This window comes from Streptomyces sp. NBC_00459 (assembly GCF_036013955.1).
GTDB lineage: Bacteria > Actinomycetota > Actinomycetes > Streptomycetales > Streptomycetaceae > Streptomyces.
In genome coordinates, this window is record NZ_CP107903.1 from 1,852,080 (window position 1) to 1,877,665 (window position 25,586).

Consider the following 25,586-nt stretch of genomic DNA (forward strand, 5'->3'; position numbering starts at 1 on the left):
TGTCGTACCTAATGCGTTTCATTGCGTTCATGCAGAAGACGCGCACCCCCCACGTCGTCGTGGTCATGGGCGTCGCGGGCACCGGGAAGACCACCATCGGTCCCCTGCTCGCGGCTCGGCTCGGCGTTCCGTATGCCGAGGCCGACGACTTCCATCCCCCGGCCAACATCCACAAGATGACGGCCGGGACCCCGTTGACCGACGACGACCGCCGGCCGTGGCTGGACGCCATCGGCGAGTGGGCGCACGGCCGGGCCGGGCTCGGCGGGGTGGTGAGCTGCTCGGCCCTGAAGCGGTCGTACCGGGACCGGCTGCGGGCCGCCGCGCCCGACGTGGTCTTCGTGCACCTCACCGGTGACCGGGCGCTCATCGAGGACCGGATGGCGCACCGGCAGGGCCACTTCATGCCGACGGCGCTGCTCGACTCCCAGTTCGCCACCCTCCAGCCGCTCGAGGCGGACGAGGCGGGCGTCGCGGTGGACGTCTCCGGCACCCCCGAGGAGATCACCGCCCGCGCCGTGGCGGCGCTCGGCGGCCTCGGCAGCCCGGACGGCCCCGAGGCGCACTCCACAGCACCTTCGCAGTAACCCCGTCGTCCCCGACAGTCCCTCTCCAGAAGCAAGGGAACCACCGTGACCAGACTCAGCGTCGAGATGCTGGCAGCGGACACCGTCGAGCCGATCACCTCGGCCGGCCATGCCCAGTTGGGTGTCGCCGTGCTCGCGGGCATCGCGCTCATCGTCCTGCTGATCACCAAGTTCAAGCTGCACGCCTTCCTGGCCCTGACCATCGGCTCGCTCGCGCTGGGCGCCTTCGCGGGCGCGCCGCTCGACAAGGCCATCGCCAGCTTCACCACCGGGCTCGGCTCGACGGTGGCCGGCGTGGGTGTCCTGATCGCCCTGGGCGCGATCCTGGGCAAGCTGCTCGCCGACTCCGGGGGCGCCGACCAGATCGTCGACACGATCCTGGCTCGGGCGTCGGGCCGGACGATGCCGTGGGCGATGGTCCTGATCGCCTCGGTGATCGGCCTGCCCCTGTTCTTCGAGGTCGGCGTCGTGCTGCTGATCCCGGTCGTGCTGATGGTCGCCAAGCGCGGCAACTACTCCCTGATGCGCATCGGCATCCCGGCGCTCGCGGGCCTGTCCGTGATGCACGGCCTGGTCCCGCCGCACCCCGGCCCGCTGATCGCGATCGACGCGGTCGGCGCCAACCTCGGCGTGACCCTGGCGCTCGGTGTCCTGGTCGCCATCCCGACGGTGATCATCGCCGGCCCGGTGTTCTCGCGGGTCGCGGCCCGCTGGGTCGACGTGCCCGCCCCTGACCGCATGATCCCCCAGCGCCCGTCCGAGGACCTGGAGAAGCGTCCCGGCTTCGGCGCCACCCTGGCCACCATCCTGCTCCCCGTCGTCCTGATGCTGTCCAAGGCGCTGGTCGACATCATCATCGACGACCCGACGAACATGGCGCAGCGCGTCTTCGACGTGGTCGGCTCCCCGCTGATCGCCCTGCTCGCCGCCGTACTCGTGGGCATCTTCACGCTGGGCCGCCCTGCCGAGTTCACCAAGGAACGGATCTCCCGGATCGTCGAGACGGGCCTCGCGCCCATCGCGGGCATCCTGCTGATCGTCGGCGCCGGCGGTGGCTTCAAGCAGACGCTGATCGACTCCGGGGTCGGCAAGATGGTCCTGGACATCTCCGAGGACTGGTCGATCCCCGCCCTGCTGCTGGCCTGGCTGATCGCGGTGGCGATCCGGCTGGCGACCGGTTCGGCGACGGTCGCCACGGTCTCGGCGGCCGGCCTCGTGGCCCCGCTCGCGGCCGACATGTCGACGACCCACGCGGCCCTGCTGGTCCTGGCCATCGGCGCCGGCTCGCTCTTCTTCAGCCATGTCAACGACGCCGGATTCTGGCTGGTCAAGGAGTACTTCGGCCTGAACGTCGGCCAGACCCTCAAGACCTGGTCGGTCATGGAGACCATCATCTCCGTGGTCGCGGGCGGCCTGGTCCTGCTGCTCTCACTCGTGATCTAGGGGGTACGAGAATGACTGGACGTACGGGAACGAGTCACCCTCTGTTCGACATCAGCGGGCGTACCGCCCTGGTCACCGGGTCCAGCCGGGGCATCGGTTTCGCCCTGGCCCGGGGCCTCGCGGAGGCCGGCTGCACGGTCGTCCTCAACGGGCGCGACGGCGACCGGCTGACCAAGGCCGCCGCCGAGCTCTCCGGAGACATCCGCACCGCCGCGTTCGACGTCACCGACGGCTCCTCGGTCGCCGCCGGGATCGCGGACATCGAGGAGCGGGTCGGCCCGCTCGACATCCTGGTCAACAACGCGGGCATGCAACTGCGGGCCCCTCTCCTGGAGTTCACCGAGTCCGACTGGCACCGCATCCTCGACACCAACCTCACCAGCGCGTTCCTGGTGGGCCGGGAGGCGGCCCGCCGGATGACGGAACGCGGCCACGGCAAGATCATCAACATCTGCTCGGTGCAGAGCGAGGTGGCCCGCCCGGGCATCGCGCCCTACACGGCCACCAAGGGCGCGCTGAAGATGCTCACCAAGGGCATGTGCGCGGACTGGGGCCCGCACGGGGTCCAGGTCAACGCCCTCGGCCCCGGCTACATCGAGACGGAACTGACCCAACCCCTGGTCGACGACCCGGAGTTCAGCGCCTGGGTGCGCAAACGCACCCCGGCCGGGCGGTGGGGGCGTACGGAGGACCTGGTGGGCGGGGTGCTGTTCCTCGCCTCCCCGGCGGCGGACTTCGTCGGCGGTCAGGTGCTGTACGTCGACGGCGGCATGACCAGCGTCCTGTGACGCGGACACGAAAGGGGTTCTCCCGATGCTCGGTTGCGTGATCCACGGCGAGGGCGACCTGCGGGTCGACGAGCTGCCGGTGCCCTCCCCCGGACCCGGTCAGGCGCTGGTGGCGGTCCGGTGACGCGGACACGAAAGGGGTTCTCCCGATGCTCGGTTGCGTGATCCACGGCGAGGGCGACCTGCGGGTCGACGAGCTGCCGGTGCCCTCCCCCGGACCCGGCCAGGCGCTGGTGGCGGTCCGGTACGGCGGTGTCTGCGGCTCGGACCTGCACTACTGGCGGCACGGCGGGGTCGGCGACTTCCGCCTCAAGGAACCGATGGTGCTGGGCCACGAGGTCGTGGGGACGGTCGTCTCATACGGTGACGGAACGTCAGGACCCGCTGTGGGTAAGGAGGTTGCCGTGCACCCGGCGACCCCGTGCGGAGTGTGTCCGGAGTGCGCGTCCGGGCGGCGCAACGTCTGCCGGGACACGCGTTACCTCGGCAGCGCCGCCCGCACACCCCACGTCCAGGGCGGCTTCGCGGCTCGACTGGTCGTCCCCGCCGACCAGTTGAGGCCCGTACCGGCAGGCCTGCCGCTGCACCTGGCGGCCCTCGCCGAACCCCTCTCGGTCGCCCTGCACGCTGTGCGCCGGGCCGGGGACGTCTCCGGCCGGCACGTCCTCGTCACCGGCGCCGGACCCATCGGGTGCCTGGTCGTCGCGGCGGCGAAGGCGGCCGGTGCGGCCCGCGTGACGGTCACGGACCTGCTCCCGCAGGCCCTGCGGTACGCGGCGGTCGCGGGCGCCGACTCGGTCGTACGGGCGGACGATCCCGGCGATCCCGGGTGGCCGGCCGAGGTGGACGTGGCCGTCGAGGCGTCGGGGGTGGCCGCGGGTCTTGACACCTGCCTGCGGCTGGTGCGCCGGGGCGGGGTCGTCGTGCAGCTCGGGCTGCTGCCGCCCGGGCCCAGCCCCTTCGCGGGCAACCTCGTCGTCACACGGGAGATCGAACTGCGGGGCGCCTTCCGCTTCGACACGGAGTTCGACGACGCGCTGACCCTGCTTGCGGCTGCGCCGGCGCTGGACGGGCTGGTCAGTGCGGTGATCCCGGTCGAGGAGGCGGGGTCGGCGTTCGTGCTGGCGGCGGACCGGGGCAGGTCGTGCAAGGTGCTGCTCGATTTCGGCGGGAGCGCTCCGCTGGGGGCGTGGACCGCCGGTTCGTCGTCTGCGGGTTAGTCGACCGCGGGTCCGCTGTGGCTGGTCGCGCGGTTCCCCGCGCCCCTTCGGGGGCGCCCGGCACCGGATCGTCGGCTCAGGGGCGCCACAGCGGATGCTCGCTCTCCGCCCACCTCTTGCTCACCGAGCCCGTCCGGAGGCCCCGGCGGGCCTCCGGGTCGCCCAGGGCCATGCCGATGTGGCCGGCCAGGACGATGCCGATGGTGAGCGCCAGCCAGTCGTGGACGAAGGTCGCGCTGGTGCGCCACATCAGCGGGGTGAGATGGGTGAACCACATGAGCAGGCCCGTGCCGAGCATGACCAGGGTGGCGCCCGCGATCCAGGACGCGTAGATCTTCTGGCCCGCGTTGAACTTGGCCGCCGGGCGCGAGGTGCTGCGCTTGTCGCGTCGTAGGGCCGCGCGCAGCCAGACCCGGTCGTGCGGGCCGAAGCGGTTGAGGTGGCCCAGGTCGGCGCGGAAGGCGCGGGAGGCCAGTCCGGCCAGGACGGGTACCGGCAGGGCGAGACCCGCCCATTCATGGACGCGGACCACCAGTTCGCGGCGGCCGACCAGCTCGGCGAACACGGGGAGATACAGACAGGCCGCCGTCACCACGCACACGCCCATCAGCGCGGCCGTCGCGCGGTGCACCCACTTCTGGGAGCGGCCGAAGCGGCGTACCTCCGAGGTGGAGGGCGCCCGGGCGTCAGCTCGTAGGCTCATCGTCGCGTCCGTTCGATTTGCCGACCCAGGCGTCGATGTCGTAGCCGCGGTTCTCCCAGTAGCCGGCCCGTACGTTCTCGGTGACCGTGATGCCGGAGAGCCACTTGGCGGACTTGTAGAAGTACATGGGGGCTACGTAGAGGCGGACCGGGCCGCCGTGGCTGTGGCTCAGGTCCTTGTCCTGCATGCGCAGTGCGACCAGGACGTCCGCGCGGCGGGCCTGGTCGAGGGTGAGGCTCTCGGTGTAGGCGCCGTCGAAGCAGGTGAAGCGCACCGCTCCGGCCGAGGAGCGCACTCCCGCCGCGTCCAGGAGCCGGGACAGCCGTACCCCTTCGAAGGGCGTGCCGGGCACCCGCCAGCCGGTGACGCACTGCACGTCCTTGACCATCCTGGTCTGAGGCATCGCGCGCAGGTCGGCCAGGGTGTACGTGGTGGGTCGGTCGACGAGACCGTCGATCTTCAGCTGGTAGTTCCGCGCGTCCTTGCGGGGTACGGAGGACGTCACCGAGTAGTAGCGGAAGCCGCCGCCGTTCGGGAGGAGGCCGGTCAGGCCGGTGGGGTCGTTCTCCGCCGCGCCGGCGAGGAAGGACTCCATGCCGCGCTGGAGGGTGGGCGCGGCGACCACGCCGAGGGCGCCCAGACCGAGGGTGCCGAGCAGCACCCGTCGGCCGATGGGTGTACCCCGGTCGGGCCCTTCGCGTTCTTCGGGTCGTTCGGGCTCTTCGGGTCGTTCGGAGTTCACGTATCCATTCGAACACCCGCGACCCCTGTGGAGCCAGGGATCGCGGGTGCGCGTCAGACTTCCGTAACCGCTTCTCACCCTCTTCTCAGGCGGCGGCCCCGGAACGGGTGCTCAGGAGGACGCTTCCGCGGATTCCGCCGACTCCGCCGCCTTGTCCAGCTGGAACGCCTGGTTGCCGAGCCCGATGCGTGCGTGCACCTCGGGCCTGCGGGAGCGCAGGACCAGGCCCTGGACCAGGCCGAGGACCACGGCGGCGCCGATGACGCCGGGCAGCACCCAGTTGAGGGAGGAGTCCGGGCCCGTACCGACCAGGATGTCGAAGTCCTTGATCGTGTAGAAGGCGATGACGAGCAGCGCGGTGCCCGCCAGCGCGGAGGTCACCAGACGCCAGGCCTGGGCGCCGACCGCGCCACGACGGGCGAAGAAGACGATGACCGAGAGGGAGGCCGCCGCCATCAGCACGATCACGCCCAGGGCGCCGATGTTGCCCAGCCAGGTGAACAGCTTCAGCACGGGAGTGGTCGGGTCGCCCACCGGTCCGTCGTCGGAGACCGCGAAGGCGGCCACGAGCGCCACGGCCACGACGGTCTGCAGGAGCGAGCCGGTGCCGGGCGCACCGCTCGCGCCGGTGGTACGGCCGAAGGTCGCGGGCAGCAGCCCTTCGCGGCCCATGGCGAAGGCGTACCGGGCGACGACGTTGTGGAAGCTGAGCAGCGCCGCGAACATGCCCGTCACGAACAGGACGTGCAGGATGTCCGTGAAGGTGCCGCCGAGCCGGGACTCGGTGAGGGAGAACAGCAGTCCGGCGCTCTCCTTCTGCGCGGTGCCGATGATCGCGGAGGGGCCGGCGGCGACGGTGAACGCCCATGAGCTGATCGCGAAGAAGACGGCGACGAAGCTGACGGCGAGGAACATCACGCGCGGGACGAGGACGTGCGGCCGGCTCGTCTCCTCGGCGTACACGGGGGCCTGTTCGAAGCCGGTGAAGGCGGCGATGCAGAAGCACAGGGCGGTGCCGACGCCCGCGCCGGTGAGGGTGTCCGGGTTGAAGGCGTGCAGCGACAGGCCCTCCTTCGCCGGGTCGGCGACGGCGGCGATGTCGAAGATGACGACGAGGGCGACCTCGATGACGATCAGCACGCCGAGCACGCGCGCGTTGACGTCGATCTTCAACCAGCCGAGCGCTCCGACGGCCAGCGCGGCCAGCAACGCCGGTATCCACCAGGCGATTTCAGTGTCCAGGTAGGTGGAGAACAGCCCGGACACTTCGAAGCCGAAGATGCCGTAGATGCCGACTTGGAGGGCGTTGTAGGCGACGAGCGCGAGCATCGCGGCGCCCGCCCCCGCGGTGCCGCCGAGTCCGCGCGAGATGTACGCGTAGAAGGCGCCCGCGTTGTGGACGTGGCGGCTCATCTCGGCGTACCCGACGCTGAAGAGGACGAGGACGACGCCGAGGAGGACGAACAGGAGGGGCTGGCCGACGATGCCCATCACCGCGAATGTAGTGGGCATGACACCAGCTACCACCATGAGGGGAGCGGTTGCGGCGAGCACGGAGAGCAGCAGCCCTCCGGTGCCGAGGCGGTCGGCGCGCAGTGCGCGGTCCTGCCCCTTGAACGTACTGATGCCGTTGCTGCCGGCACTGGGTCTACTCGTGCTCGAACTGCCCGTCGTCATCGCGGGGTTGTCCTTTCGGGCGTATGGAAATTTTCAGTGGTGCGTGAAGCGTGGGGCGTTACACCGTGCCGAGCGCGGTGGCGCGGGCGGCACGGAAGGCGGTGAACGGGTCGCGGTCCGGGTAGGACCACGGGACGGGCGTCTGGTGGTGGCCGATCCGGTGGAACAGTGCGGCTGCCTCCGCGCCCCTGCCCTCGCAGAACTTCGCGTGGGCAAGGAAGTTGAGGTCGATCAGGCGGCGCGGATGGTCTTCGCGCTCCCACTCCAGCCACCAGTCGAAGGCCGCCTTCATCACCTGGCGGGCCCGCCGCCCGACCCAGTGCCCGGAGGACGCCGGGTCGGTGGACTCCAGGCCCGCGGCGGCGAGGACGCGGTAGCGCTCGGCGTGTGCGACGACCGGCAGGATCGCCAACGGCGAGTCGGCGGGGGCCTGTTCGACGGCCCAGTTGGCGAAGTCGTACACCTCGTGCAGCGGGTCCTGGCCGGCGGAGGTACGGCGCTCGGCGAGGCGCGCGATCATCAGATGGTGGGCGTGGTGGTGGTCCGGGTAGCGGTGCCGGACCTCGTCGAAGAGCTGCACGACGGTCTCCTCGGTGCCCATGTTCCGCTCCAGCCGGAGCAGCCCGAGCCAGGGCGTGGGGTCGGCGGGAGCGAGCGCGGCGGCGGCGTGGCAGGCGTCGCGGGCCCGGACCGGCTTGTCCTTGCCCGAGAGGACCCGCTGGACAGTGGCCGCGGCGAGCAGGACGGAGGCGTCGGCGGACTCCGGTTCGGCGACGAGCCAGTCGCGGGCCCAGGCCGCGGTACCGGACTCCAGGGCGAGGACGGTGACCCGGTGCCCCCGGCGGTCCCAGTCGTCGCCGGTGGAGGTGAGCAGTGCGCGGACGTCCTGCCAGCGCCCCTGAGCCAGCGAGGCGCGCGCGGCGACGAGTTCGGTGTCGTCGAGCGCGGCGTCGAAGGCCTGGGCGGCGCGTTTGCGGCCACGGCCCAGAGGTGGTGGAGGTGGAGACACCGCGGGGAACTTCCTCACACGACGCGGTCTGTTGACGGCGATCGTTCGACAGCCATCGGTTGATCACGGACAGCAAACCCTCCACGAATGCTTCACGTCAAGGCCGGAAATGTATGCGACACGTGTCAATTAAGCATCTGTGTAGGACGGTTGACCTACCGAACGACAGACCCCCGCACGACCCTCCAACCCCACAGAGATGACGTTAAGTCGCGACACGGCCACCGCCCGGACATGGACGTGACCCTGCCGACTCCACGATTCCGTCACATCCCCGGGGCAGGACTCGTCGGGGGCGGATACAGTCGGCCTTTACCACACCCGACAATCTGCCCCGCCATCGAGGTACCTCGCGTGTCCGTCCTGGTTCTGACTCTCGCCGTGAGCGCCGCCTGCTGCCTGGGCCTCGGCTTCGTCCTCCAGCAGAACGTGGCCCGGCAGGCCCCCCTGAGCGACTTCCTCTCCCCGAGGCTGCTGCTGGACCTGGTGCGGGTGCCGCGCTGGCTCGGCGGCATCGGTCTGATGGTGGCGGGCATGGTGCTGGGCGCGATCGCGCTGAGCCAGGGCGAGGTGTCCCTGGTGGAGCCGCTGCTCGCGACGAACCTGCTCTTCGCGCTCGCCCTCTCCCGCAGGCAGACGAAGCAGCCGCTGGGCCGACAGGGCTGGACCGGCCTCCTGCTCCTGGCGGGCGGGGTGACGGCGTTCATCGTGGCGGGCGAACCGCGCGGCGGCACGGCCGTCACTGACCCCTGGCGCCACTGGTTGATCATCGGCGCCATGCTCGGGCTCGCCCTGCTCCTCACGACGTTCGCGAAGCGCTCGCGCCTCAGCGCCGGCCCGGTCCTGCTGGCCCTGGCAGCGGGCCTGCTCTACGGCGTCCAGGACGCCCTGACGCGGGTCAGCGGCCAGCGTTTCACGGAGGGCGGCCCGACCCACCTCCTCACCGGCTGGCAGCCGTACGGCGTACTGCTCCTCGGCCTCACCGGCCTGATCCTGGTCCAGAGCGCCTTCGAAACCGCTCCCCTGCGCATGTCCCTCCCCGCACTCACGGCGGCCCAGCCCCTCGCCGGGATCATCTGTGGCGTCGGCTTCCTCGGCGACCGGCTGCGCACCGACACCGGGGCACTCGCCTGGGAGGCGGCGGGCCTCGCGGCGGTGGTCGTGGGCATCGTCCTCCTGGGCCTCCACCCGGCGATGCCGAGCGGCTGCACACAGCGGGCGATGAGCTTTGATGGCGGTCATGAGCACTCACTCCCACGAGAGCACTCCCGCTGACCCTGCTGACCCTGCTGACCCTGCTGACGAGATCCTCGACATCGTCGACGAGAACGACGAGGTCGTGGGCCGGTCGCCAAGGGGCGAGGCGTACGCGCGCGGGCTGCGTCACCGCTGCGTCTTCATCCAGGCCAGGGACGCCCGGGGCCGGCTCTTCGTCCACCGCCGCACCGCCACCAAGCTGGTCTTCCCCTCCCTGTACGACATGTTCGTCGGCGGAGTCGTGGGCGCGGGCGAGTCGTACGACGGCGCGGCCCTGAGGGAGGCCGAGGAGGAACTCGGCGTCACGGGCCTGCCCCGCCCCGAGCCCCTCTTCAAGTTCCTGTACGACAACGGCGCCGGCCAGAGCTGGTGGTCGGCCGTGTACGAGGTCCGCTGCGAGCTTCCTGTCCACCCCCAGGCGGAGGAGGTCGCCTGGCACGCGTTCCTGCCGGAGGACGAGGTGGAACGGCGGCTGGGCGAGTGGGAGTGGGTGCCGGACGGTCTGGCCGCCTACGAGCGCCTCAGGGCGTACCGGTCACCGAAGAGCCCGTAAGGTTCCTACATGTGATCGATTTTGCACGGAACGTCCGTATGTGGTTCGCCCCCCAGGGGATCGGCGAGGAGGGCCGCACCCCCGACTACCGCTTCTCGCTGGCCAACGAACGCACCTTCCTGGCCTGGCTGCGTACCGCGCTGGCACTGATCGGCGGCGGGTTCGCCGTGGACCAGTTCCTGCCCGACCTGCGGTGGGGGTGGCGCGTGGGGCTGGCGCTCGCGCTGCTGTCGGCCGGGGTGCTGTGCTCACTGCGGGCCGTCAACCACTGGGTGCGGTGCGAGCGGGCGATGCGCCGCGGTGAGGACCTGCCGGTGTCCCGCTTCCCGGCGCTGCTGAGCCTCGCGGTCGCCGTGGTCGCGGTCGCCATGGTGGTCGTCGTGCTGGTCCGGGGGACAGGGTGAGCGAGGCCCGGGTGGGCGAGGGGGAGGTACGGGATCCCGGGCTGCAGCCGGAGCGGACCCGGCTGGCGTGGCGGCGTACGACGCTGTCGAGCACCGTCGCCGCCGTGCTCGCCGGGAAGTCCGCGCTGCACGGCGGGCCGTCGGCGGCCGGAGTCGCCGTCTGCGCGGTGTGCTGCGTGCTGTGGCTGTGGTTCCTGGCCGTCGCCCACCGGCGGATCCGGACGCTCGCGGCGACGGGCGACGACGGTCCGCCGGCGCTCGCCGCCCGGCACGCCACCGCCGCGACGCTGTGCGCGGTCGCCCTGGCGGTGTGCGGGGCGGCGCTCGTCCTCTGAAGGCCGGAACCTGCCGCCGGCCGGACCGTCAGGCCTCGTCGGGCCAGTCAACCGTCACGACGATCTTGCCCTTGGTACGTCCCTCCGCGTTCAGCCGGTGCGCCTCCGCCGCTCGTTCCAGGGGGAACGTGTCGGACACATGCAGCGAGAACACATGCTGTTCGACCAGGTCGGAGAGGTGCGCGAGGTCCGCGGCGTCGGGGCGTACGAAGTAGTAGCTACCGCCGAGACCGACGACGTCCGGGTCCGCGATCGACACCAGGCGGCCCCCGGGAGCCAGCAGCCCCACGGAGTCCTTCAGCGTGTCGCCGCCGACGGTGTCGAACACGGCGTCGACGCCCCCGGGGGCCAGTTTCCTCACCCGGTCGGCCATGCCCTCGCCGTACGTCACCGGGTTGCCGCCCAGTTCACGCACGAAGTCGTGGTTGTGCACGCTCGCCGTGCCGATGACGTGTGCCGCGCCCAGGTGGCGGCGGGCCAGCTGGACGGCGACGGAGCCGACCCCGCCCGCCGCCGCGTGCACCAGGACGGTCTCGCCCGTGCGGACGTGGAGCGACTTGGCGAGCACCTGATAGGCGGTGAGTCCGACGAGCGGCAGCCCGGCCGCCTCCTCGAAGGAGAGGTTGCGGGGCTTGCGGGCAAGGGTGCGCACCGGGGCGGCGACGTACTCGGCGAAGGTGCCGCGCGAGAGGAAGTCCTCGCGTACGTAGCCGATGACCTCGTCGCCCACGGCGTACTCGGAGACGGAGGCACCCGGGCGCACCACGACCCCGGAGACGTCCCAGCCCGGTGTCACCGGGAAGACGGGCTCCAGGATGGCGTCGAGGTAGCCCTCGCGGCACTTCCAGTCCACCGGGTTGACCGATGCCGCCCGCACCTTGATCAGCACGGAGTCGGGCCCGACCTTGGGGTCCGGGGCGTCCTCCGTGTACTCCAGGACGTCGGGACCGCCGTACCGGCTGTAGGTGATGGCCTTCATATGTCTGGTCCTCCGATTTCCTCACGCCCGACGTTCCGGGGTGCGCGCGCGCCACGCAAGTCGAATAGCCTGATATGGGCGGATTGCGTGGCAGCCTGTCCGAGGTCACCACCCGCACTCTCCACCACTTCCGTACCCGCGATTGTCCGAAGGCGAGCATCATGAGCACCTCCACTCTTCACCGGGAACACCCGACCCACGAGCACAGCCACGGCCAGGACTGCGGCCACACAGAGGTGCGGCACAACGACCACGTCGACTACGCGCACGACGGTCATCTGCACCGCGCGCACAACGACCACTGGGACGAATGCGAGCCCGGCGGGCACGTGGCGCACGAGGCCCACGACCATGCGCACGGGGACGGCTGCGGGCACCCGAGCGTTCTGCACGGCGACCACGTCGACTATCTGCACGACGGCCACCGGCACGCGGCGCACCAGGACCACTGGGACGATCACTGACCGCTCCCGGCCACCGGCACCGCACCCCCGCCCTACCCGACCGGCGTCTCCTTCCGCACACTGGAAGCGAGACGCCGGTCACGTTTCGCTCACCCACTGGACGACATACCGACCGGTCGGCATCATGATGCACATCCTGTTTCCGTACGCGTAGGAGCGATGATGCCCCCGGACGACCTGCCAGGTCTCGATCTCGACCGGCTGCGCGGCCTGCTCGACGGCGAACGCCCCGGACTCGTACAGGGCCCCCTGACCGGCCGACTGATCGAGGGCGGCCGTTCGAACCTCACCTACGCGGTCACCGACGGCATCACCCGGTGGGTCGTACGCCGCCCTCCGCTGGGCCATGTCCTGGCCACCGCGCACGACATGCGGCGCGAGCACCGGGTGATCAGCGCCCTGCATCCGACCGCCGTGCCGGTCCCGCGTCCCGTGCTGCTGTGCGAGGACCCCGAGAACGGGGCGGCACCCGGAGCGCCCTTCTACGTCATGGAGTTCGTGCCGGGCACGCCGTACCGCACCGCCGGGCAGCTCGCCCCGATCGGCCCGGCGCGGACCCGGGACGTGGTGCTGTCGCTGGTGGACACGCTGGTCGAGCTGCACGCGGTCGACCCCGCCGAGGTGGGCCTCGCGGACTTCGGCCGGCCCGAGGGCTTCCTCGACCGGCAACTGCGGCGCTGGGGCAAGCAGTTGGACGCCTCCCGCAACCGCGAGCTGGCCGGCATCGACGAGTTGCAGGCGGCGCTCGGCCGGGCCCTGCCCGACTCCTCCGCCCCGGCGATCGTGCACGGCGACTACCGGCTGGACAACGTGCTGATCGACTCGGACGACAGGATCACGGCGATCCTCGACTGGGAGATGTCGACGCTCGGCGACCCGCTCACCGACCTGGGCCTGCTGGTGATGTACAGCATGCCGCTGGGCGCGCCCGACTCCCCCGTCTCCACGACCGCCGAGGCCGCCGGACACCCCTCCCCCGCCGAGCTGATCGAACGGTACGCGGCGCGCTCGGGGCGCGACGTCTCGGCGATCGCCTGGTACACGGCGTTCGCCTGGTTCAAGCTGGCCGTGATCCTGGAGGGCATCCACTACCGCTACACGCTGGGCCAGACGGTCGGCGCGGGCTTCGACCGCATCGGGGACCTGGTCCCCGTCTTCATCGAGCACGGCCTGACCACACTTCACACAGGTCTCCAGGAAGGCTGATCCGTCATGGACTTCGCGTTCGACGCGCGCACCGAGGAACTGCGCGCCAAGCTCCTCGCCTTCATGGACGAGTACGTCTACCCGGCCGAACAGGTCGAGCACGAGCAGCGCGGGCGGCTGGCCTCGCCGTGGGACACCCCTGCCGTGGTCGAGGAGTTGAAGGCCGAGGCCCGCGGTCAGGGCCTGTGGAACCTCTTCCTGCCCGACGCCCGGCACGGCGCCGGCCTCACCAACCTCCAGTACGCCCCGCTCGCCGAAATCACCGGCCGTTCCCCGCACCTGGCGCCCACCGCGCTGAACTGCGCGGCACCGGACACCGGCAACATGGAGGTGCTGGCGCAGTTCGGCGACGAGCAGCAGAAGAAGCAGTGGCTGGAGCCGCTCCTCGCGGGCGAGATCCGCTCGGCGTTCGCGATGACCGAGCCCGAGGTGGCATCGTCCGACGCGACGAACATCGAGACGCGGATCCGCAGGGACGGCGACGACTATGTCATCTCGGGCCGCAAGTGGTACATCTCCGGGGCGATGAACCCTCGCTGCCAGATCTTCATCGTCATGGGCAAGACCGACCCCGACGGCGCCGACATCCGCCGCCAGCAGTCGATGATCCTGGTCCCCAGGGACACCCCCGGCGTCACGGTCAAGCGGGCGATGCAGGTGTTCGGCTACGAGGACCACTCCCACGGCGGCCACGCCGAGGTGGTCTTCGACGAGGCACGGGTGCCCGCGGCGAACCTGATCGGCGAGGAGGGCAGCGGCTTCGCCATCGCACAGGCGCGGCTCGGCCCCGGCCGCATCCACCACTGCATGCGGCTGATCGGCATGGCGGAGCGGGCGATCGAGCTGATGTGCCGCCGGGCCGTCTCCCGGACGGCCTTCGGCAAGGCGCTGGCCCAGCAGGGCGTGGTCCACAACTGGATCGCGGACGCGCGGGTCACGGTGGAGCAGCTGCGGCTGCTGGTGCTGAAGACGGCGTGGATGATGGACACGGTGGGCAACAAGGGGGCGCACGCGGAGATCCAGGCGATCAAGATCGCTACGCCGCGTGCGGTGGTGGACATCATCGACAAGGCGATTCAGCTGCACGGGGCGGGTGGGGTGAGCCAGGACTTCCCGCTGGCGGAGCTGTGGGCGAGTGCGCGGACGCTGAAGCTGGCGGACGGGCCGGACGAGGTGCATCAGCGGTCGCTGGCCCGGCGTGAGCTGAAGCGGTACGTGTAGTTCTCTCGCCCCCGCCGCCCCTACCCGTCCCATCCTGAACCTGGGGGCTGCGCCCCCAGACCCCCCTTCGCGCTGAAGGCGCTCGTCCTCAAACGCCGGACGGGCTGAAAGATCAAGCCCCGGCCGGCACCCCCAGCCCGTCCGGCGTTTGAGGACAAGGCCCGTTCAGGGCCGACGCGGGGGTTCGGGGGCGCAGCCCCCGAGGATGGGACGGGTAGGGGCGGCGGGGGCGAAGAAAACCGCTGCCTACGGCCGCAGCGCGCGCAGCAGCAGGTCCGCCAGTTGCTCCGCGACCTCTGTCGGGGTCAGGGGGCCCTCCGGGCGGTACCAGGTCGACAGGTGGTGGATGGAGCCGAAGTGGTAGTCGACCACCAGGTCCGCCGAGGTCGCCCGGGAGAAGACGCCCGTCTCCTGGCCCTCCTCGATCAGGGCCCGGAAGCGCTCGTGGTAGCGGCGTCTCTCCGCGCGTACCTGCTTGTTCTTCTCCGGGCTCAGATGATGCATCGAGCGGAAGAAGATCATCGCGTCGTCGAGATTCTCGATGGTCGTGACCACGACATCCGCCGCCGCCCGCCGCAACCGCTCCTCCACCGGGGCATCCGCGTTCGCGAACGCGTCCAGCCGCTCCTGCTGAACACGCAGCACGCGCGCGTACACCTCGTGCAGCAGATCGTCCTTGGACCCGAAGTAGTGGTACAGCGCCCCCTTGGTGACCCCGGCCGCCTCGACGATCTCCTGCACGGACGTGCGGTCGTACCCCTGTTCCGCGAAGAGCCGGGTGGCGGCGGCCAGCAGCCGCTGCGGGACCGGCGTACCGTCGCCGTCCGTCGTCCTGGGCACTACCGCCACCAGCCTTCCCAACGTTCCACCGATTGACCGAACGGCCCGAACAGCCGAACGGGGTGCCTACTGCGAGTCCCGGGACCGCGTACGCAGTTCCCGACGGAGGATCTTTCCTGTCGCCGTCTTCGGCAAGTCGGCCAGGATCTCCACCTGCCGCGGGTACTTGTAGGCGGCCAGTCTCTCCTTGCAGTAGACGGCGAGCGCGTCCGGGTCCCCCTCCGCGCCCGGGCGCAGGCTGATGTACGCCTTCACCGTCTCCCCGCGGTACCCGTCGGGCACCCCGACGACGGCTGCTTCCCGTACCGCCGGATGGGTGTACAGGACGTCCTCGACCTCGCGCGGCCACACCTTGAAGCCGGACGCGTTGATCATGTCCTTCTTCCGGTCGACGACGTACAGCCAGCCCTCGGCGTCCATGAAGCCGATGTCACCGGTCCGCAGCTCCCCGTCCGGGAAGGTCTCCGCGGTGGCCTCCGGGAGCCGCCAGTAGCCGGGAACGACCTGCGGCCCCCGTACGAGGATCTCGCCCTGTTCCCCGAAGGGAACCTCCGCGCCCTGCTCGTCGACGATCCGTACGACGGTGTCGGGGCCCGGCACGCCCACGGCGAGGGTGCCGGAGACCGGGTCGACAGGGGCCTCCAGCGCGGGCGGTACGGAGGCACAGGGGGCGGTGCACTCGGTGAGGCCGTAGCCGTTGTGGATGTACGGGCCGAAGCCGGCCCGGAACTTCTCCACCAGGGCGGGCGGCAGCGGGGCTCCGCCGGAGGAGATGTGCCGGAAGGAGGAGAAGTGGTCGGGGGCGCAGTCCGGATGCGCGGCCAGCGCCATGAAGGCCGTCGACGGGCCGACCGTGTAGTGGGGGCGGTGCTCGGCGAACGCGTCCAGGACGACACCGGGCTCGAAGCGGTAGGCGAGCACGAGCGTGCCCGCGCTGTTCAGACTCGCGCCGAGCTGACAGACCATGCCGGTGATGTGGAACAGGGGCGCCATCGCGAAGTAGACGGGCGCCTCGGGCAGCGGGAGGCCCGTCCGCTGCCGTTCCGCGTTGTACATGATGTTGGCGTGGGTGTTCGTGGCCCCCTTGGGGACGCCGCTGGTGCCGGAGGTGTAGCTGATCAGCGCGATGTCGGCGGGGCGCGGATCGCGGCCCCCGGGGTCGGGGGCCGCGTGGCCGTACCGGGCGACTGCCGTGAGGTCCTCGGCGTCCGGGGCCTGCGGGAGCCGCTCGAACGCGAGCACGCGCGCGTCGCCGCGGGTCTGGAAGTCCAGCTCGCAGCCCGTGAGCACGATGCGCACCGGAGAGTCGGCCGCCGTCTCCCTCAGGTACGACTCCCAGGCCCGGTCGGAGCAGATCAGCGCGGCCACGTCACCGTCCCGCAGGACGTGCGTGACCTCGCCCGACTTGTACATCGGGTTGACGGGGACGACGGTCGCGCCCGCCTTCCAGGCCCCCAGCACGGCGACCACGAAGAGCGGCGAGTTCTGCAGCAGGACGGCGACCCGGTCGCCGCGCTCCAGGCCCCGGGTGACGAGATACCCGGCGACGGAGTCGCTCAGCTCGTCGACCTCACGGTGGCTGAGCCGCCCGTCGAAGTAGGCGAGGAAAGTGCGGTCCGGGACCTCGGCGGCGGTCCGGCGGAGCGCGTGGACCAGCGAGTCGTCGGGGCTGATCGGCCCGCGCTGGACGTCGTCGAGCAGGCCCAGCCAGGGCTGCGCACCGTACCGGGAGCCGGAGTCCGGTGCGAGGTCGGAGTCGGTCATCGGGTGGCCTCCCACTTCCGCTGGATGTGGTTCATGTTCGTCAGCCAGTGGTCGGGGTCGGTGGCCCGCGCCCGGTAGTAGTCGGCGACCTCGGGGTGCGGCAGGATCAGGAACCGGTCCTCCTCGATGCCCTGGAACAGCGCCTCCGCGACCGCCTCGGGCTCGATCGCGGTCGGCGCGAGCACCAGGTCGCCGGCGCTGCCGGTCCCGGCCAGCATGTCCGTACGCACACCCTGCGGGCAGATGGCGTGCACCTTGAGCCCGCGGTGGCGGTACGTCAGCGACAGCCACTCCGCGAAGGCGTAGGCGCCGTGCTTGGTCACGCTGTAGGGCGCCGCGCCGATCATGGTGAGCAGCCCGGCGGCTGACACGGTGGACACGAAACGGCCGCTGCCGCGCTCCAGCCACTCCGGCAGCAGCTCGTTGGCCGCCCGGACGTGCGCCATCACGTTCACGTCCCAGGCGAGCGCCCAGACCTTCTCCTCGGCCGCCTCGGACCCGCCCGAGGCGAGCCCGGCGTTGGCGCAGTAGACATCCACGGTCCCACCGAGCGCGGCACGGGCTTCGGCGACGACGGCGGACGCGTCACCGGGTACGGCGATCCCGCCGATCTCGTCGGCGACGGCTCCCGCCTTGTCGGCGTCCAGGTCATTGACCACGACCCGGGCCCCTTCGGCGGCGAACCGCCGGGCCAGCGCGGCCCCGATCCCGCCTCCCGCTCCGGTGACCACCACTCCGGCACCCCGCACGACTCCCACGATCGGTCTCCTTCGACACGAAACGGCTCCAACGCCCGACCAGACTAACCAGTCGGTATGTAACAAAGAAAGGGCAGGGAATCCCACCCAGGGGCGCGGGGCTGTGTCTATCTGCGGCTCCGCCGCGGGGCGCGACAAGCCACATACAGCCCGCACCCTACGAACCACAGGCGGTAGCGCATACGGTGCCAATACCCAGCCGCACCACCCCCGGAGGGAACCCCCATGCCCCTGTCCAGACGCGGCCTCCTCACCACAGCGACCGCGGCATCCCTGCCGGCGTGCACGGCCGCAGCCCCCACCCAACACCGCCCAAAACGACTCCGCACCGGATTCGAGAACCTCACCGCCGGGAACTACGCCCCCCTCACCGGCAAGAAGGTCGGCCTCGTCACCAACCCCACCGGCGTCACCAGGGACGTACGCCACATCGTCGACGTCATGCACGCGGACGACCGGGTGAATCTGACCGCCGTCTTCGGCCCCGAGCACGGATTCCGGGGCACCGCGCAGGCCGGCGGTTCCGAGGGGCGCTACGACGACCCGGCGACCGGGCTCCCCGTCTACGACACGTATCTCAAGAGCGGCCGGCCGCTCGCCGACGTCTTCACCGCCTCCGGTGTCGACACCGTCGTCTTCGACATCCAGGACGTGGGCGCCCGCTTCTACACGTACATCTGGACGCTGTACGACTGCATGGAGGCGGCCCAGCTGGCGGGCAAGACCTTCCTGGTGCTGGACCGGCCCAATCCGGTGACCGGGCGGGCCGCCCAAGGGCCCGTGCTGCACAAGGAGTTCGCGACGTTCGTCGGGCGGCAGCCGATCGCCCAGGCCCACGGGATGACGGTGGCGGAGCTGGCACGGCTGTTCAACGAGGAGTTCCTGGCCGCACCGGTGGAGCTGGACGCCGTACTGATGTCGGGGTGGCGGCGGTCGGAGTTCTACGACGCGTCCGGGCTCCCCTGGGTGCCGCCGAGCCCGAACATGCCGACGCCCGACACCGCGCTGGTGTACTCGGGGACGTGTCTTTTCGAGGGGACGAACCTGTCGGAGGGGCGCGGTACGACCCGGCCGTTCGAACTGCTCGGCGCCGAGGGCGTCGACCGGCGGTGGGCCGTCGCGGCGGAGCGACTCGGGCTGCCCGGGGTGCACTTCAGGGAGGCGTACTTCGCGCCGACCTTCTCCAAGTTCCAGGGGAAGACCATCGGCGGCGTACAGATCCATGTGCACGACCGGGCGGCCTACGACCCGGTGCGTACCGGGGTCGCGTTGCTGGTGACCGCCAAGAGGGCCTGGAGCGGCTTCACCTGGCGCTCCGACAACTGGATCGACAAGCTGACCGGATCCACTCTGGTGCGCACGATGATCGACGCGGGTGCGGACACCGACGAGGTCGTGGCGGGCTGGCAGCGGGAGCTGGCGGCGTTCCGGCGTATGCGCAAGAAGTACCTCATCTACAAGTGAGCGTGACGTATGGCCAACTCCCCCCGTTAGCAGGACGATACGCCCCACATCACGACACCACGGGGGACGGGGTTTGTCATGGCGGATCTGGAGATGAGCGTTTCTCCGTACTGGGAGCTGACGTTCGACGCGGACGGCGACACCGACGGGCGCAGGCGTGATCGGCTGCTCGCGGAGGTGGGCCCGCGCGAGGTGCGTGACCTCATCGTCTTCGCCCACGGCTGGAACAACGACCGGTCCACGGCGACCGGGCTCTACAGCAGGTTCTTCGGCGCGGTCCCCGCCCTCGCACCCGCGACCGCCAGGATCGGCTACGTGGGCGTGGTGTGGCCTTCGATGCGCTTCACGGACGAGCCGATCCCCGACTTCCGACGGTCCATGACCGCCACCGCCGCACCGGAGGCGACCGGCCGTCCCGGGCTCGACAAGGGCACCCGGCACGCGCTTGTGGAAACCTTCCCCGGGCGGGCCACGGTCGTCGAGCAGATCGCCCGGCTGCTGGACCGACAGCCGGACGGCGACGAGGCCCTGGAGGAGTTCGGCGGGCTGGTGCGGCTCCTCGTCGAGGTGTCGCCCCAGACACCGCAGACGGGGTTCGCGGCGGACCTCCTCGGGGACGGCGAGCCGGAGGGCGACCCCGGGATGCTCGCGGGGAGCACGGCGGCGGTCTGCGAGGAGTTCGCCCTGGCCCTGGCCGGGCCTGAACCCCCGGGCGCCGGGGCCGAGTTCGCGCTGCCCGGGCTGCCCAATCCGTGGAACGGCGCGAAGGAGCTGTTGCGGCAGGCCACGTACTACGCGATGAAGCGGCGGGCCGGAACCGTCGGTGAGCGGGGGCTCGGGCCGGTGATCGGGCGGCTCGCCGAGGCGGCGCCCGGGGTGCGGGTGCATCTCGTCGGGCACAGCTTCGGCGCACGGCTGGTGTCGTTCGCGCTGCGCGGGCTGCCCGAGGGGGTGCGCACGGTGAAGTCCGTGACGCTGCTCCAAGGGGCCTTCTCGCACTACGCGTTCGCTGCCGAGCTGCCGCACGACGCGCGTGCGGCGGGTGCGCTGAAGGGCCGCCAGAACCGTATCGACGGTCCTCTGGTGTGCTGCTACTCCCGGCACGACGGGGCGCTCAGCACGTTCTATCCGCTGGCCTCGCGCACGGCGGGCGACAGTCAGGGGGTGCTCGCCGCAGAGCGGTCGGTCATGAACTTCGGCGTCGCGAAGGCGCTGGGCCCCAAGTGGGGCGCGATGGGCCACGACGGTGTCCAGGCGGTGCCGGGGACGGTCCGGCTGACGATCGCCGAAGCCCTGAAACCGGCGAAGCTGCCGGTGGGCGGGTGCGTGAACGTCGACGCGTCGGCGGTGGTCAGGAGCGGTGGGCCCCCGTCGGGAGCCCACAGCGACATCTGCCACTCGGAGTTGGCACAGGTGGTGCTGGCGGCGGGCCGTATCCGCTGACCCGCCGCCGGCACCCCGGTTGTCGCCGGCTACTACCGGTTGTTACCGGTGTGACGTGAACTCGACGACCTGCTGGTAGGTCGGCCGGTTCTGCCAGCTGATGTTGTAGTGCTTGATGCCTCCCAGGGTGCGCTGGACGATCGAGTCGGCGCACCACTGGTTGCCCGCGGCGCACAGGGTGTCACCGGGGTAGACCTGGGCGGCCGTCTTGCCCGCCGCGGTCTTCAGGGTGCTGATCAGGATGTCCCGGCAGCCGCTGAGCGTGCCGCCGCCGCAGTACTTCTGCGTCAGCCCGCCCTGCACCGGGTCACCGAGAACCGCCCGGATGTCCTTGTCGACGTAGCTCCACCAGCCGTACTGGAAGGAGCTTCCCGCGTGCGCCCCGGTGGGGCCGTGTGCGGCCGAGGGTGCCTCGTCGACGGGGAGGTTGGTGGTGATGGCGGTGTACAGGTCGGTGCCGAGGCCCGGCTGGAACTCGGCCTGTACCAGCAGCGGCCACCAGGCGTCGAGGATGCGGATCGCGTCGGCGTTGGCGTACGCCTTCGAGCCCGCCGAGGTCTCCGTGCGCTTGGCGCCCGCGGTCACCCATGCGGACAGCTTGCTGACGGCCGCCGCGGCCGTGGTGTCGGTGACCGTCGAGCTGTTGATGACCCGCAGCAGCTTCGGCAGCACGTCCTCGGCCCGCAGATCGGCGAGCGCGGCGTCGGCCATCGCCTTCACCAGCTGCGCCCGCGTCACTCCGCCCGCCGTGACGAGCTTCTTGACGCGGTCCTCCAGGAGGTTCCCGCGGTGGACGGAACCGTCGCCCCACGAGGCGCTGGTGTAGTCCTTGGCCTGTTTGTTGTTCCAGGAGATGTAGTAGTCCTGGTCGATCGAGTTGGGGTGGGCGGAGGCCGGCGTGTAGTCGGCGGTGTTCGTCGTCGGGTTCCAGTTCCGCCACTCGTACGCGGACTGCGCCCAGACCGGGAACTCGGCGTCGACGCCGCTCGCGCGCACCGGGTTGTCGCCGCTGTTGTAGTACGCGGTGTGCGTGGAGTCGGCGTAGAACCAGTTGAAGGTGTAGTTGATGTGCTGCACGGCGGACTGGAAGGTTGCCGGACTCTTCACGTAGTCGGGGTCGTTGAGCATCTGGAAGCCGATGATCGAGTCGGCCTCGTGCATGTAGGAGGAGCGCAGGTTGGTGTAGGCGACCTTCTTCCCGCCGACCGTCGCCCGATGGCTCACCGGGCCGTACTTGGTGCGGTAGACCTGCATCCGGTAGGAGCCGGCGGCCGTGCCGTCGGCCGTGGTCGGCTTCCAGGCGTTGGTCTGCTCGATCTTCTCCATCGCGGTGCAGGTGCCGTGGTAGAGGTAGTGGACGTCGTCCTGGCAGAGCTCGACCGCGTACGAGTCGATGATGTCCTGCCCGGAGGTCGTCGCGCTCCACGCGTAGTCCTGGCCGCGGCCGAGTTCGACGTACATGCTGAGCCCCGCGAAGGAGGCGCCGCGGGCGCTGAGGCCCGGGCCCTGGATCTCCTGGAGCATGAGCAGCTGCGGGGCGAAGTAGCCCGTCTGCGGGCCGAAGACGGCGATCGGGTGGCCACTGGCGGTCTTGGCGCCGCTCACCACCAGGGCGTTGGACATACCGCGCTTGGCGGAGGTGAGGGCGGTGGCCGTCGCCGTGGTGGAGGCGGTGGTCGCGGTCGTGGTGGCGGCGCTGCCCGTACGGTCGTACACCAGCGGTTCCTCGGCGACCGTGCCGGCGTCGGGCAGGGCCTCGCCCTGCGGGTCGGCGGGCGCCGTCGCGTAGGGGAAGCTCTCGCCGTTGTGGACGGTGAGGACGGCCTCGGGGTCGTTGCGCTCCCGGAAGGCCTCCCAGACCTTGGTGCCCTGGACGACACCGTACTGGGACTGGGCGGCCATGAGGGAGATCGCGTTGTTGACCTCGCCGCCGCCGCCGGAGCCGAAGAGCGCGCCGATCACGGAGGCCAGCGCGACCAGGTCGGTGGGCTTGAACTTCTGGATGGTGCCCGCGTTGGTGACGGAGTCCTTCCAGCCGGTGAGGACGTACTCACCGGGGAAGTAGCGCCCGCTGTCGGAGGCGTCGATGTACGCGTTGATGCCCGCGACATAGGCGTTGACGTCGGCGAGTGCCTGCTGACCGCGGGCGCCGTTGGTGGCGACCGCGTTGTCTATCTGGGCCTGGAGGTCGGCCTCGGTGTACGGGGCGTGGCGCCAGAACTCCTGTTCAAGGCCCTGGTTGGAGGGATCGCCGCCCGCGAAGGGCGTGAGCTGTCCGCGTCCGACGTGCCGGAAGACGTCCATCAGCCAGAGGCGGTCCTGGGCTGCGGCGTACCCGGCGCCGAACTCGGTGCCGTAGCGGGTGGTGCCTGTGATGTGCGGCACACCCGTCTTCTTGTCACGGACGATCGTCACGTCGGTGCGGCCGGCCGGAGCCAGGGTGGAGGCGACCTGGTCGGCGGCGACCCCGAACGAGGCGTCGTTGAAGAAGTTGTTGATGGTGGCGTTGGTGAGACCGGAGTAGCCCGTGGCCAGGTTGGCATAGGGCCCGAGCTGGTCTTCCGCGTGCTCGGGCTGGGATCCGAAGGCCTGGTTCAGGAGGATCTGGGCGAGGGTCGCGTTGCCGTTCTGCCCTGGCGGCAGGATGTCGGAACACTGGGCACCGCAGTAGTCGTTCGCCGCGGCGGCCTGGGCTTCGGTCGCCGGGGAAAGCGGAGAAAGCGGCGACAAAAGACCGGCAATGAGTGTGCATACAGCCGCGGTCTTCAGGAACCCGAAGAGTCCGCGGGGAGTTCTCAGTCTGTCGAAGGTTCTATCGACGGTGTTGCCTGGGGTGCGCCGTGACATGGCAGCTCCTCCGGACCGGGGGGTGGGCCACTCCGAACGGAGTGGGCCAGAGGTTACCGCCGGTATCCCCGCGATAGAAGATGAACATGCGTCACTTTTGAACAACGTGGTACAGCAATTGCGTTGGAGAAGTGCGGGGGCACTTCGGGGCGCTGGACGCACTCGCGGTCCGGCGCCGTGCTCAACAGGTGTTGCACAGACGGCAGACAGTTGCGGGAGGTAACCGTGAAGGGTGGTCCGGCGGACGGCTTAGAGCCGTTGACGTCGGTCCCGAGGGGGCCCGGCGAACGGCTTATGGCCGTCATCGGAAAACAGATGGAGCCGAATCGCTTGTCGATACGTCTATTCGGCGACGTCCGTTCGACGACGCCGAAGTGACCGAAGTACAGGTGCAGATGTGACGGAGGTGCAAGGCGATGGCCGGTTTCCGGAGTCTGGCGAGACAGGTGCGGGACCCGCGGTGCGATCTGGCACTGCGGCGGTACTCGCTCCGTAAGTGCCTTGAGCGGTTCGCCCCTTACGGGCACAGGGCGACCTGGGACCACCTGTGCTCCCGGGCCGGGTTCGGACCGGAGGACCGGTCCCCCGATCCAGCGCGGCTCGTGGCCGCACTGGACGAGCTGGAGGAAGCGCGCTCGGTCTGGCTGGCCTACGAGGTGGAGTTCGCGAAGCGCCGCAAGAAGGAGAAGTTCGACGGGCTGCGCCGGCCCGGAAGCGTGGACGACTGGCATCGGCTGACCTGGGGTGGGTTCGGGGTGGCCTGGTGCGACGATCCGGGGGTGCACCCCCATGAATCGCTGGCCGAGGTGCTGCGACGGCTGATCGCCGCCCTGGAGCGCGAACCGGGCTCGGTGTGCCCGGTGTGCGACGGGGAGCGCCTCTCCTGGAAGTACGACCTGGCCCATGAGCCGTCGTCGGGTCCTGTCTGCACGGAGTGCGGCATCGTGGTGCCGCGGCCCGTCCTGACCCCAGAGGCCCTGGCGGAGTCCAGGCGCGGACGACTGCTGCTCGCGTCGGCCTGAGCACGACGGGGGTGCGCCGGGGATGCCGCACCCCCGATCGAACCGGCCTGCCGGCACCTGCTGTCAGTGGCGACCTGCACCATAGGGGCATGATGCAGGTGTGTCTCAACGGGTCCCGGGGCGCCGCGGACGGCGTGCTGGTACCGATGTCGCCGGGAGCGATGGCCGACTCCGCGGCCGATGCCGTCCTGGCCGGGGCCACGGACATCCACGTCCATCCCAAGTCCCCCTGCGGACAGGACACCCTGTCACCGCGCGCGGTCGCGGCGACGCTGACGGAGATCCGGTCGCGGGTCACCGTGCCGGTCGGCGTGACCACGGGCGCCTGGTCCGAGCCGGATCCGGCTCGCCGGTCGGCTCATGTCCGGGGCTGGACGGTGCTGCCCGACCACGCCTCGGTCAACTGGCACGAGCCGGGCGCGGAGGAGCTGGCGGCCCTCCTCATCGGCCTCGGGGTGGGCGTCGAGGCCGGCATCTGGTCCGGCACGGACGGCGCGGCACGGTTCGCCGCGTCCCCCCTCGCCCCCAAGGTGCTCCGCGTCCTCGCGGAGGTGACGGACACCGACCCGAACACGGCCGCGGACACCGCGCGCACCCTCCTCTCCGAGCTCGGTACGTCGCCCCACGGCCGCCCGGTCCTGCTGCACGGCGAGGACGGCGGGGCCTGGCCGGTGCTCCGCCTCGCGGGCCGACTGGGCCTGGCGACCCGGATAGGCGTCGAGGACACCCTGTACCTGCCTAACGGCGAACGTGCGGTGTCCAACGCCGAGTTGGTGCGGGCAGGGTTGGCGGAGCACACGCGCCCCCTGTAAGGGCGCGGGGAACCGCGCGACAAGCCACAACGAACCCGCGGTCAAAGA

Annotated in this window: 24 protein-coding genes; 15 read left to right on the forward strand and 9 right to left on the reverse strand. The window is 70.8% G+C overall.

The features are described 5' to 3' along the window. The first annotated feature begins 29 nt into the window (after positions 1–29). The 4 genes from OHN74_RS07985 to OHN74_RS08000 all read left to right on the forward strand — a co-directional run bounded on the left by OHN74_RS07985 (position 30) and on the right by OHN74_RS08000 (position 4,038). A complete protein-coding gene (locus OHN74_RS07985) occupies positions 30–587 on the forward strand; it encodes a gluconokinase (RefSeq protein WP_327693821.1) in 558 nt (185 codons plus the stop codon). Between the two features lie 45 nt (positions 588–632). Continuing rightward, positions 633–2,030: a GntT/GntP/DsdX family permease gene (locus tag OHN74_RS07990; protein WP_327693822.1), complete on the forward strand. Its 1,398-nt coding sequence runs from the start codon at positions 633–635 to the stop codon at positions 2,028–2,030. A gap of 11 nt (positions 2,031–2,041) precedes the next feature. Further along, complete coding sequence (locus OHN74_RS07995; protein ID WP_327693823.1) at positions 2,042–2,818, forward strand: glucose 1-dehydrogenase; 777 nt, start codon at positions 2,042–2,044, stop codon at positions 2,816–2,818. A 149-nt stretch (positions 2,819–2,967) separates the two neighbouring features. After that, complete coding sequence (locus OHN74_RS08000) at positions 2,968–4,038, forward strand: L-idonate 5-dehydrogenase (RefSeq protein ID WP_327693824.1); 1,071 nt, start codon at positions 2,968–2,970, stop codon at positions 4,036–4,038. 76 nt (positions 4,039–4,114) lie between these two features. On the opposite strand, the gene OHN74_RS08005 is transcribed toward OHN74_RS08000, so the two are convergent. The 4 genes from OHN74_RS08005 to OHN74_RS08020 all read right to left on the reverse strand — a co-directional run bounded on the left by OHN74_RS08005 (position 4,115) and on the right by OHN74_RS08020 (position 8,169). After that, positions 4,115–4,741 (reverse strand): cytochrome b/b6 domain-containing protein, encoded by a 627-nt coding sequence (locus OHN74_RS08005; protein ID WP_327693825.1) that lies wholly within the window; start codon positions 4,739–4,741, stop codon positions 4,115–4,117. Beyond that, positions 4,725–5,483, reverse strand: coding sequence for a molybdopterin-dependent oxidoreductase (locus OHN74_RS08010; protein WP_327693826.1), 759 nt, complete (start codon positions 5,481–5,483; stop codon positions 4,725–4,727). Before OHN74_RS08010 ends, OHN74_RS08005 begins: the two co-directional genes overlap by 17 nt. Before the next feature lie 111 nt (positions 5,484–5,594). After that, positions 5,595–7,160 carry an APC family permease gene (locus OHN74_RS08015; protein WP_327693827.1) on the reverse strand — a complete coding sequence of 522 codons (1,566 nt, stop codon included), beginning with the start codon at positions 7,158–7,160 and terminating at the stop codon, positions 5,595–5,597. Between the two features lie 58 nt (positions 7,161–7,218). Next, complete coding sequence (locus OHN74_RS08020; RefSeq protein WP_327693828.1) at positions 7,219–8,169, reverse strand: hypothetical protein; 951 nt, start codon at positions 8,167–8,169, stop codon at positions 7,219–7,221. 354 nt (positions 8,170–8,523) lie between these two features. On the opposite strand from OHN74_RS08020, the gene OHN74_RS08025 reads away from it, so the two are divergent. From OHN74_RS08025 to OHN74_RS08040, 4 genes are read left to right on the forward strand one after another with little or no spacing between them, the layout of a single operon-like run. Further along, complete coding sequence (locus tag OHN74_RS08025; RefSeq protein WP_327693829.1) at positions 8,524–9,444, forward strand: DMT family transporter; 921 nt, start codon at positions 8,524–8,526, stop codon at positions 9,442–9,444. Then, positions 9,410–9,979: an NUDIX hydrolase gene (locus OHN74_RS08030; protein WP_327693830.1), complete on the forward strand. Its 570-nt coding sequence runs from the start codon at positions 9,410–9,412 to the stop codon at positions 9,977–9,979. The genes OHN74_RS08025 and OHN74_RS08030 overlap by 35 nt, the downstream gene beginning before the upstream one ends. 11 nt (positions 9,980–9,990) lie before the next feature. Further along, positions 9,991–10,383, forward strand: coding sequence for a YidH family protein (locus OHN74_RS08035; protein WP_327693831.1), 393 nt, complete (start codon positions 9,991–9,993; stop codon positions 10,381–10,383). Then, a complete protein-coding gene (locus tag OHN74_RS08040; RefSeq protein WP_327693832.1) occupies positions 10,380–10,718 on the forward strand; it encodes a DUF202 domain-containing protein in 339 nt (112 codons plus the stop codon). The genes OHN74_RS08035 and OHN74_RS08040 overlap by 4 nt, the downstream gene beginning before the upstream one ends. Positions 10,719–10,746: 28 nt before the next feature. Here OHN74_RS08040 and OHN74_RS08045 read toward each other — a convergent pair whose 3' ends face one another. Further along, a complete protein-coding gene (locus OHN74_RS08045; RefSeq protein ID WP_327693833.1) occupies positions 10,747–11,697 on the reverse strand; it encodes an NADP-dependent oxidoreductase in 951 nt (316 codons plus the stop codon). A 161-nt stretch (positions 11,698–11,858) separates the two neighbouring features. Here OHN74_RS08045 and OHN74_RS08050 point away from each other — a divergent pair, with 161 nt between their 5' ends. The 3 genes from OHN74_RS08050 to OHN74_RS08060 all read left to right on the forward strand — a co-directional run bounded on the left by OHN74_RS08050 (position 11,859) and on the right by OHN74_RS08060 (position 14,588). Then, positions 11,859–12,161, forward strand: a complete 303-nt coding sequence (locus OHN74_RS08050; RefSeq protein WP_327693834.1) for a hypothetical protein — start codon at positions 11,859–11,861, stop codon at positions 12,159–12,161. Between the two features lie 162 nt (positions 12,162–12,323). Continuing rightward, positions 12,324–13,367, forward strand: a complete 1,044-nt coding sequence (locus tag OHN74_RS08055) for a phosphotransferase family protein (RefSeq protein WP_327700038.1) — start codon at positions 12,324–12,326, stop codon at positions 13,365–13,367. 6 nt (positions 13,368–13,373) lie between these two features. After that, complete coding sequence (locus tag OHN74_RS08060) at positions 13,374–14,588, forward strand: acyl-CoA dehydrogenase family protein (protein WP_327693835.1); 1,215 nt, start codon at positions 13,374–13,376, stop codon at positions 14,586–14,588. A gap of 246 nt (positions 14,589–14,834) precedes the next feature. Here the strand turns inward: OHN74_RS08060 and OHN74_RS08065 are convergent, their stop codons facing one another. From OHN74_RS08065 to OHN74_RS08075, 3 genes are all read right to left on the reverse strand, one after another. After that, complete coding sequence (locus OHN74_RS08065) at positions 14,835–15,428, reverse strand: TetR/AcrR family transcriptional regulator (RefSeq protein ID WP_164408821.1); 594 nt, start codon at positions 15,426–15,428, stop codon at positions 14,835–14,837. Between the two features lie 66 nt (positions 15,429–15,494). Continuing rightward, the gene (locus tag OHN74_RS08070; RefSeq protein WP_327693836.1) at positions 15,495–17,192 is read right to left on the reverse strand and encodes a class I adenylate-forming enzyme family protein; all 1,698 of its coding nucleotides are present in this window, start codon (positions 17,190–17,192) and stop codon (positions 15,495–15,497) included. Next, a complete protein-coding gene (locus tag OHN74_RS08075; RefSeq protein ID WP_327700039.1) occupies positions 17,189–17,953 on the reverse strand; it encodes an SDR family oxidoreductase in 765 nt (254 codons plus the stop codon). Before OHN74_RS08075 ends, OHN74_RS08070 begins: the two co-directional genes overlap by 4 nt. 222 nt (positions 17,954–18,175) lie before the next feature. Here OHN74_RS08075 and OHN74_RS08080 point away from each other — a divergent pair, with 222 nt between their 5' ends. Together OHN74_RS08080 and OHN74_RS08085 are read left to right on the forward strand one after the other, a co-directional pair. After that, positions 18,176–19,414: an exo-beta-N-acetylmuramidase NamZ family protein gene (locus OHN74_RS08080; RefSeq protein ID WP_327693837.1), complete on the forward strand. Its 1,239-nt coding sequence runs from the start codon at positions 18,176–18,178 to the stop codon at positions 19,412–19,414. Between the two features lie 78 nt (positions 19,415–19,492). Next, entirely contained in the window at positions 19,493–20,857 is a 1,365-nt protein-coding gene (locus tag OHN74_RS08085; protein ID WP_327693838.1) for a serine-threonine protein kinase, read from the forward strand. Positions 20,858–20,899: 42 nt separating this feature from the next. Here the strand turns inward: OHN74_RS08085 and OHN74_RS08090 are convergent, their stop codons facing one another. Continuing rightward, positions 20,900–23,704 carry a penicillin acylase family protein gene (locus OHN74_RS08090; protein ID WP_327693839.1) on the reverse strand — a complete coding sequence of 935 codons (2,805 nt, stop codon included), beginning with the start codon at positions 23,702–23,704 and terminating at the stop codon, positions 20,900–20,902. Between the two features lie 416 nt (positions 23,705–24,120). On the opposite strand from OHN74_RS08090, the gene OHN74_RS08095 reads away from it, so the two are divergent. Both OHN74_RS08095 and OHN74_RS08100 read left to right on the forward strand, forming a co-directional pair. Then, on the forward strand, positions 24,121–24,726 hold the full coding sequence (locus tag OHN74_RS08095; protein WP_327693840.1) for a hypothetical protein: 606 nt from the start codon (positions 24,121–24,123) through the stop codon (positions 24,724–24,726). Positions 24,727–24,815: 89 nt separating this feature from the next. Then, complete coding sequence (locus tag OHN74_RS08100; protein WP_327693841.1) at positions 24,816–25,538, forward strand: 3-keto-5-aminohexanoate cleavage protein; 723 nt, start codon at positions 24,816–24,818, stop codon at positions 25,536–25,538. Positions 25,539–25,586: the final 48 nt, after the last annotated feature.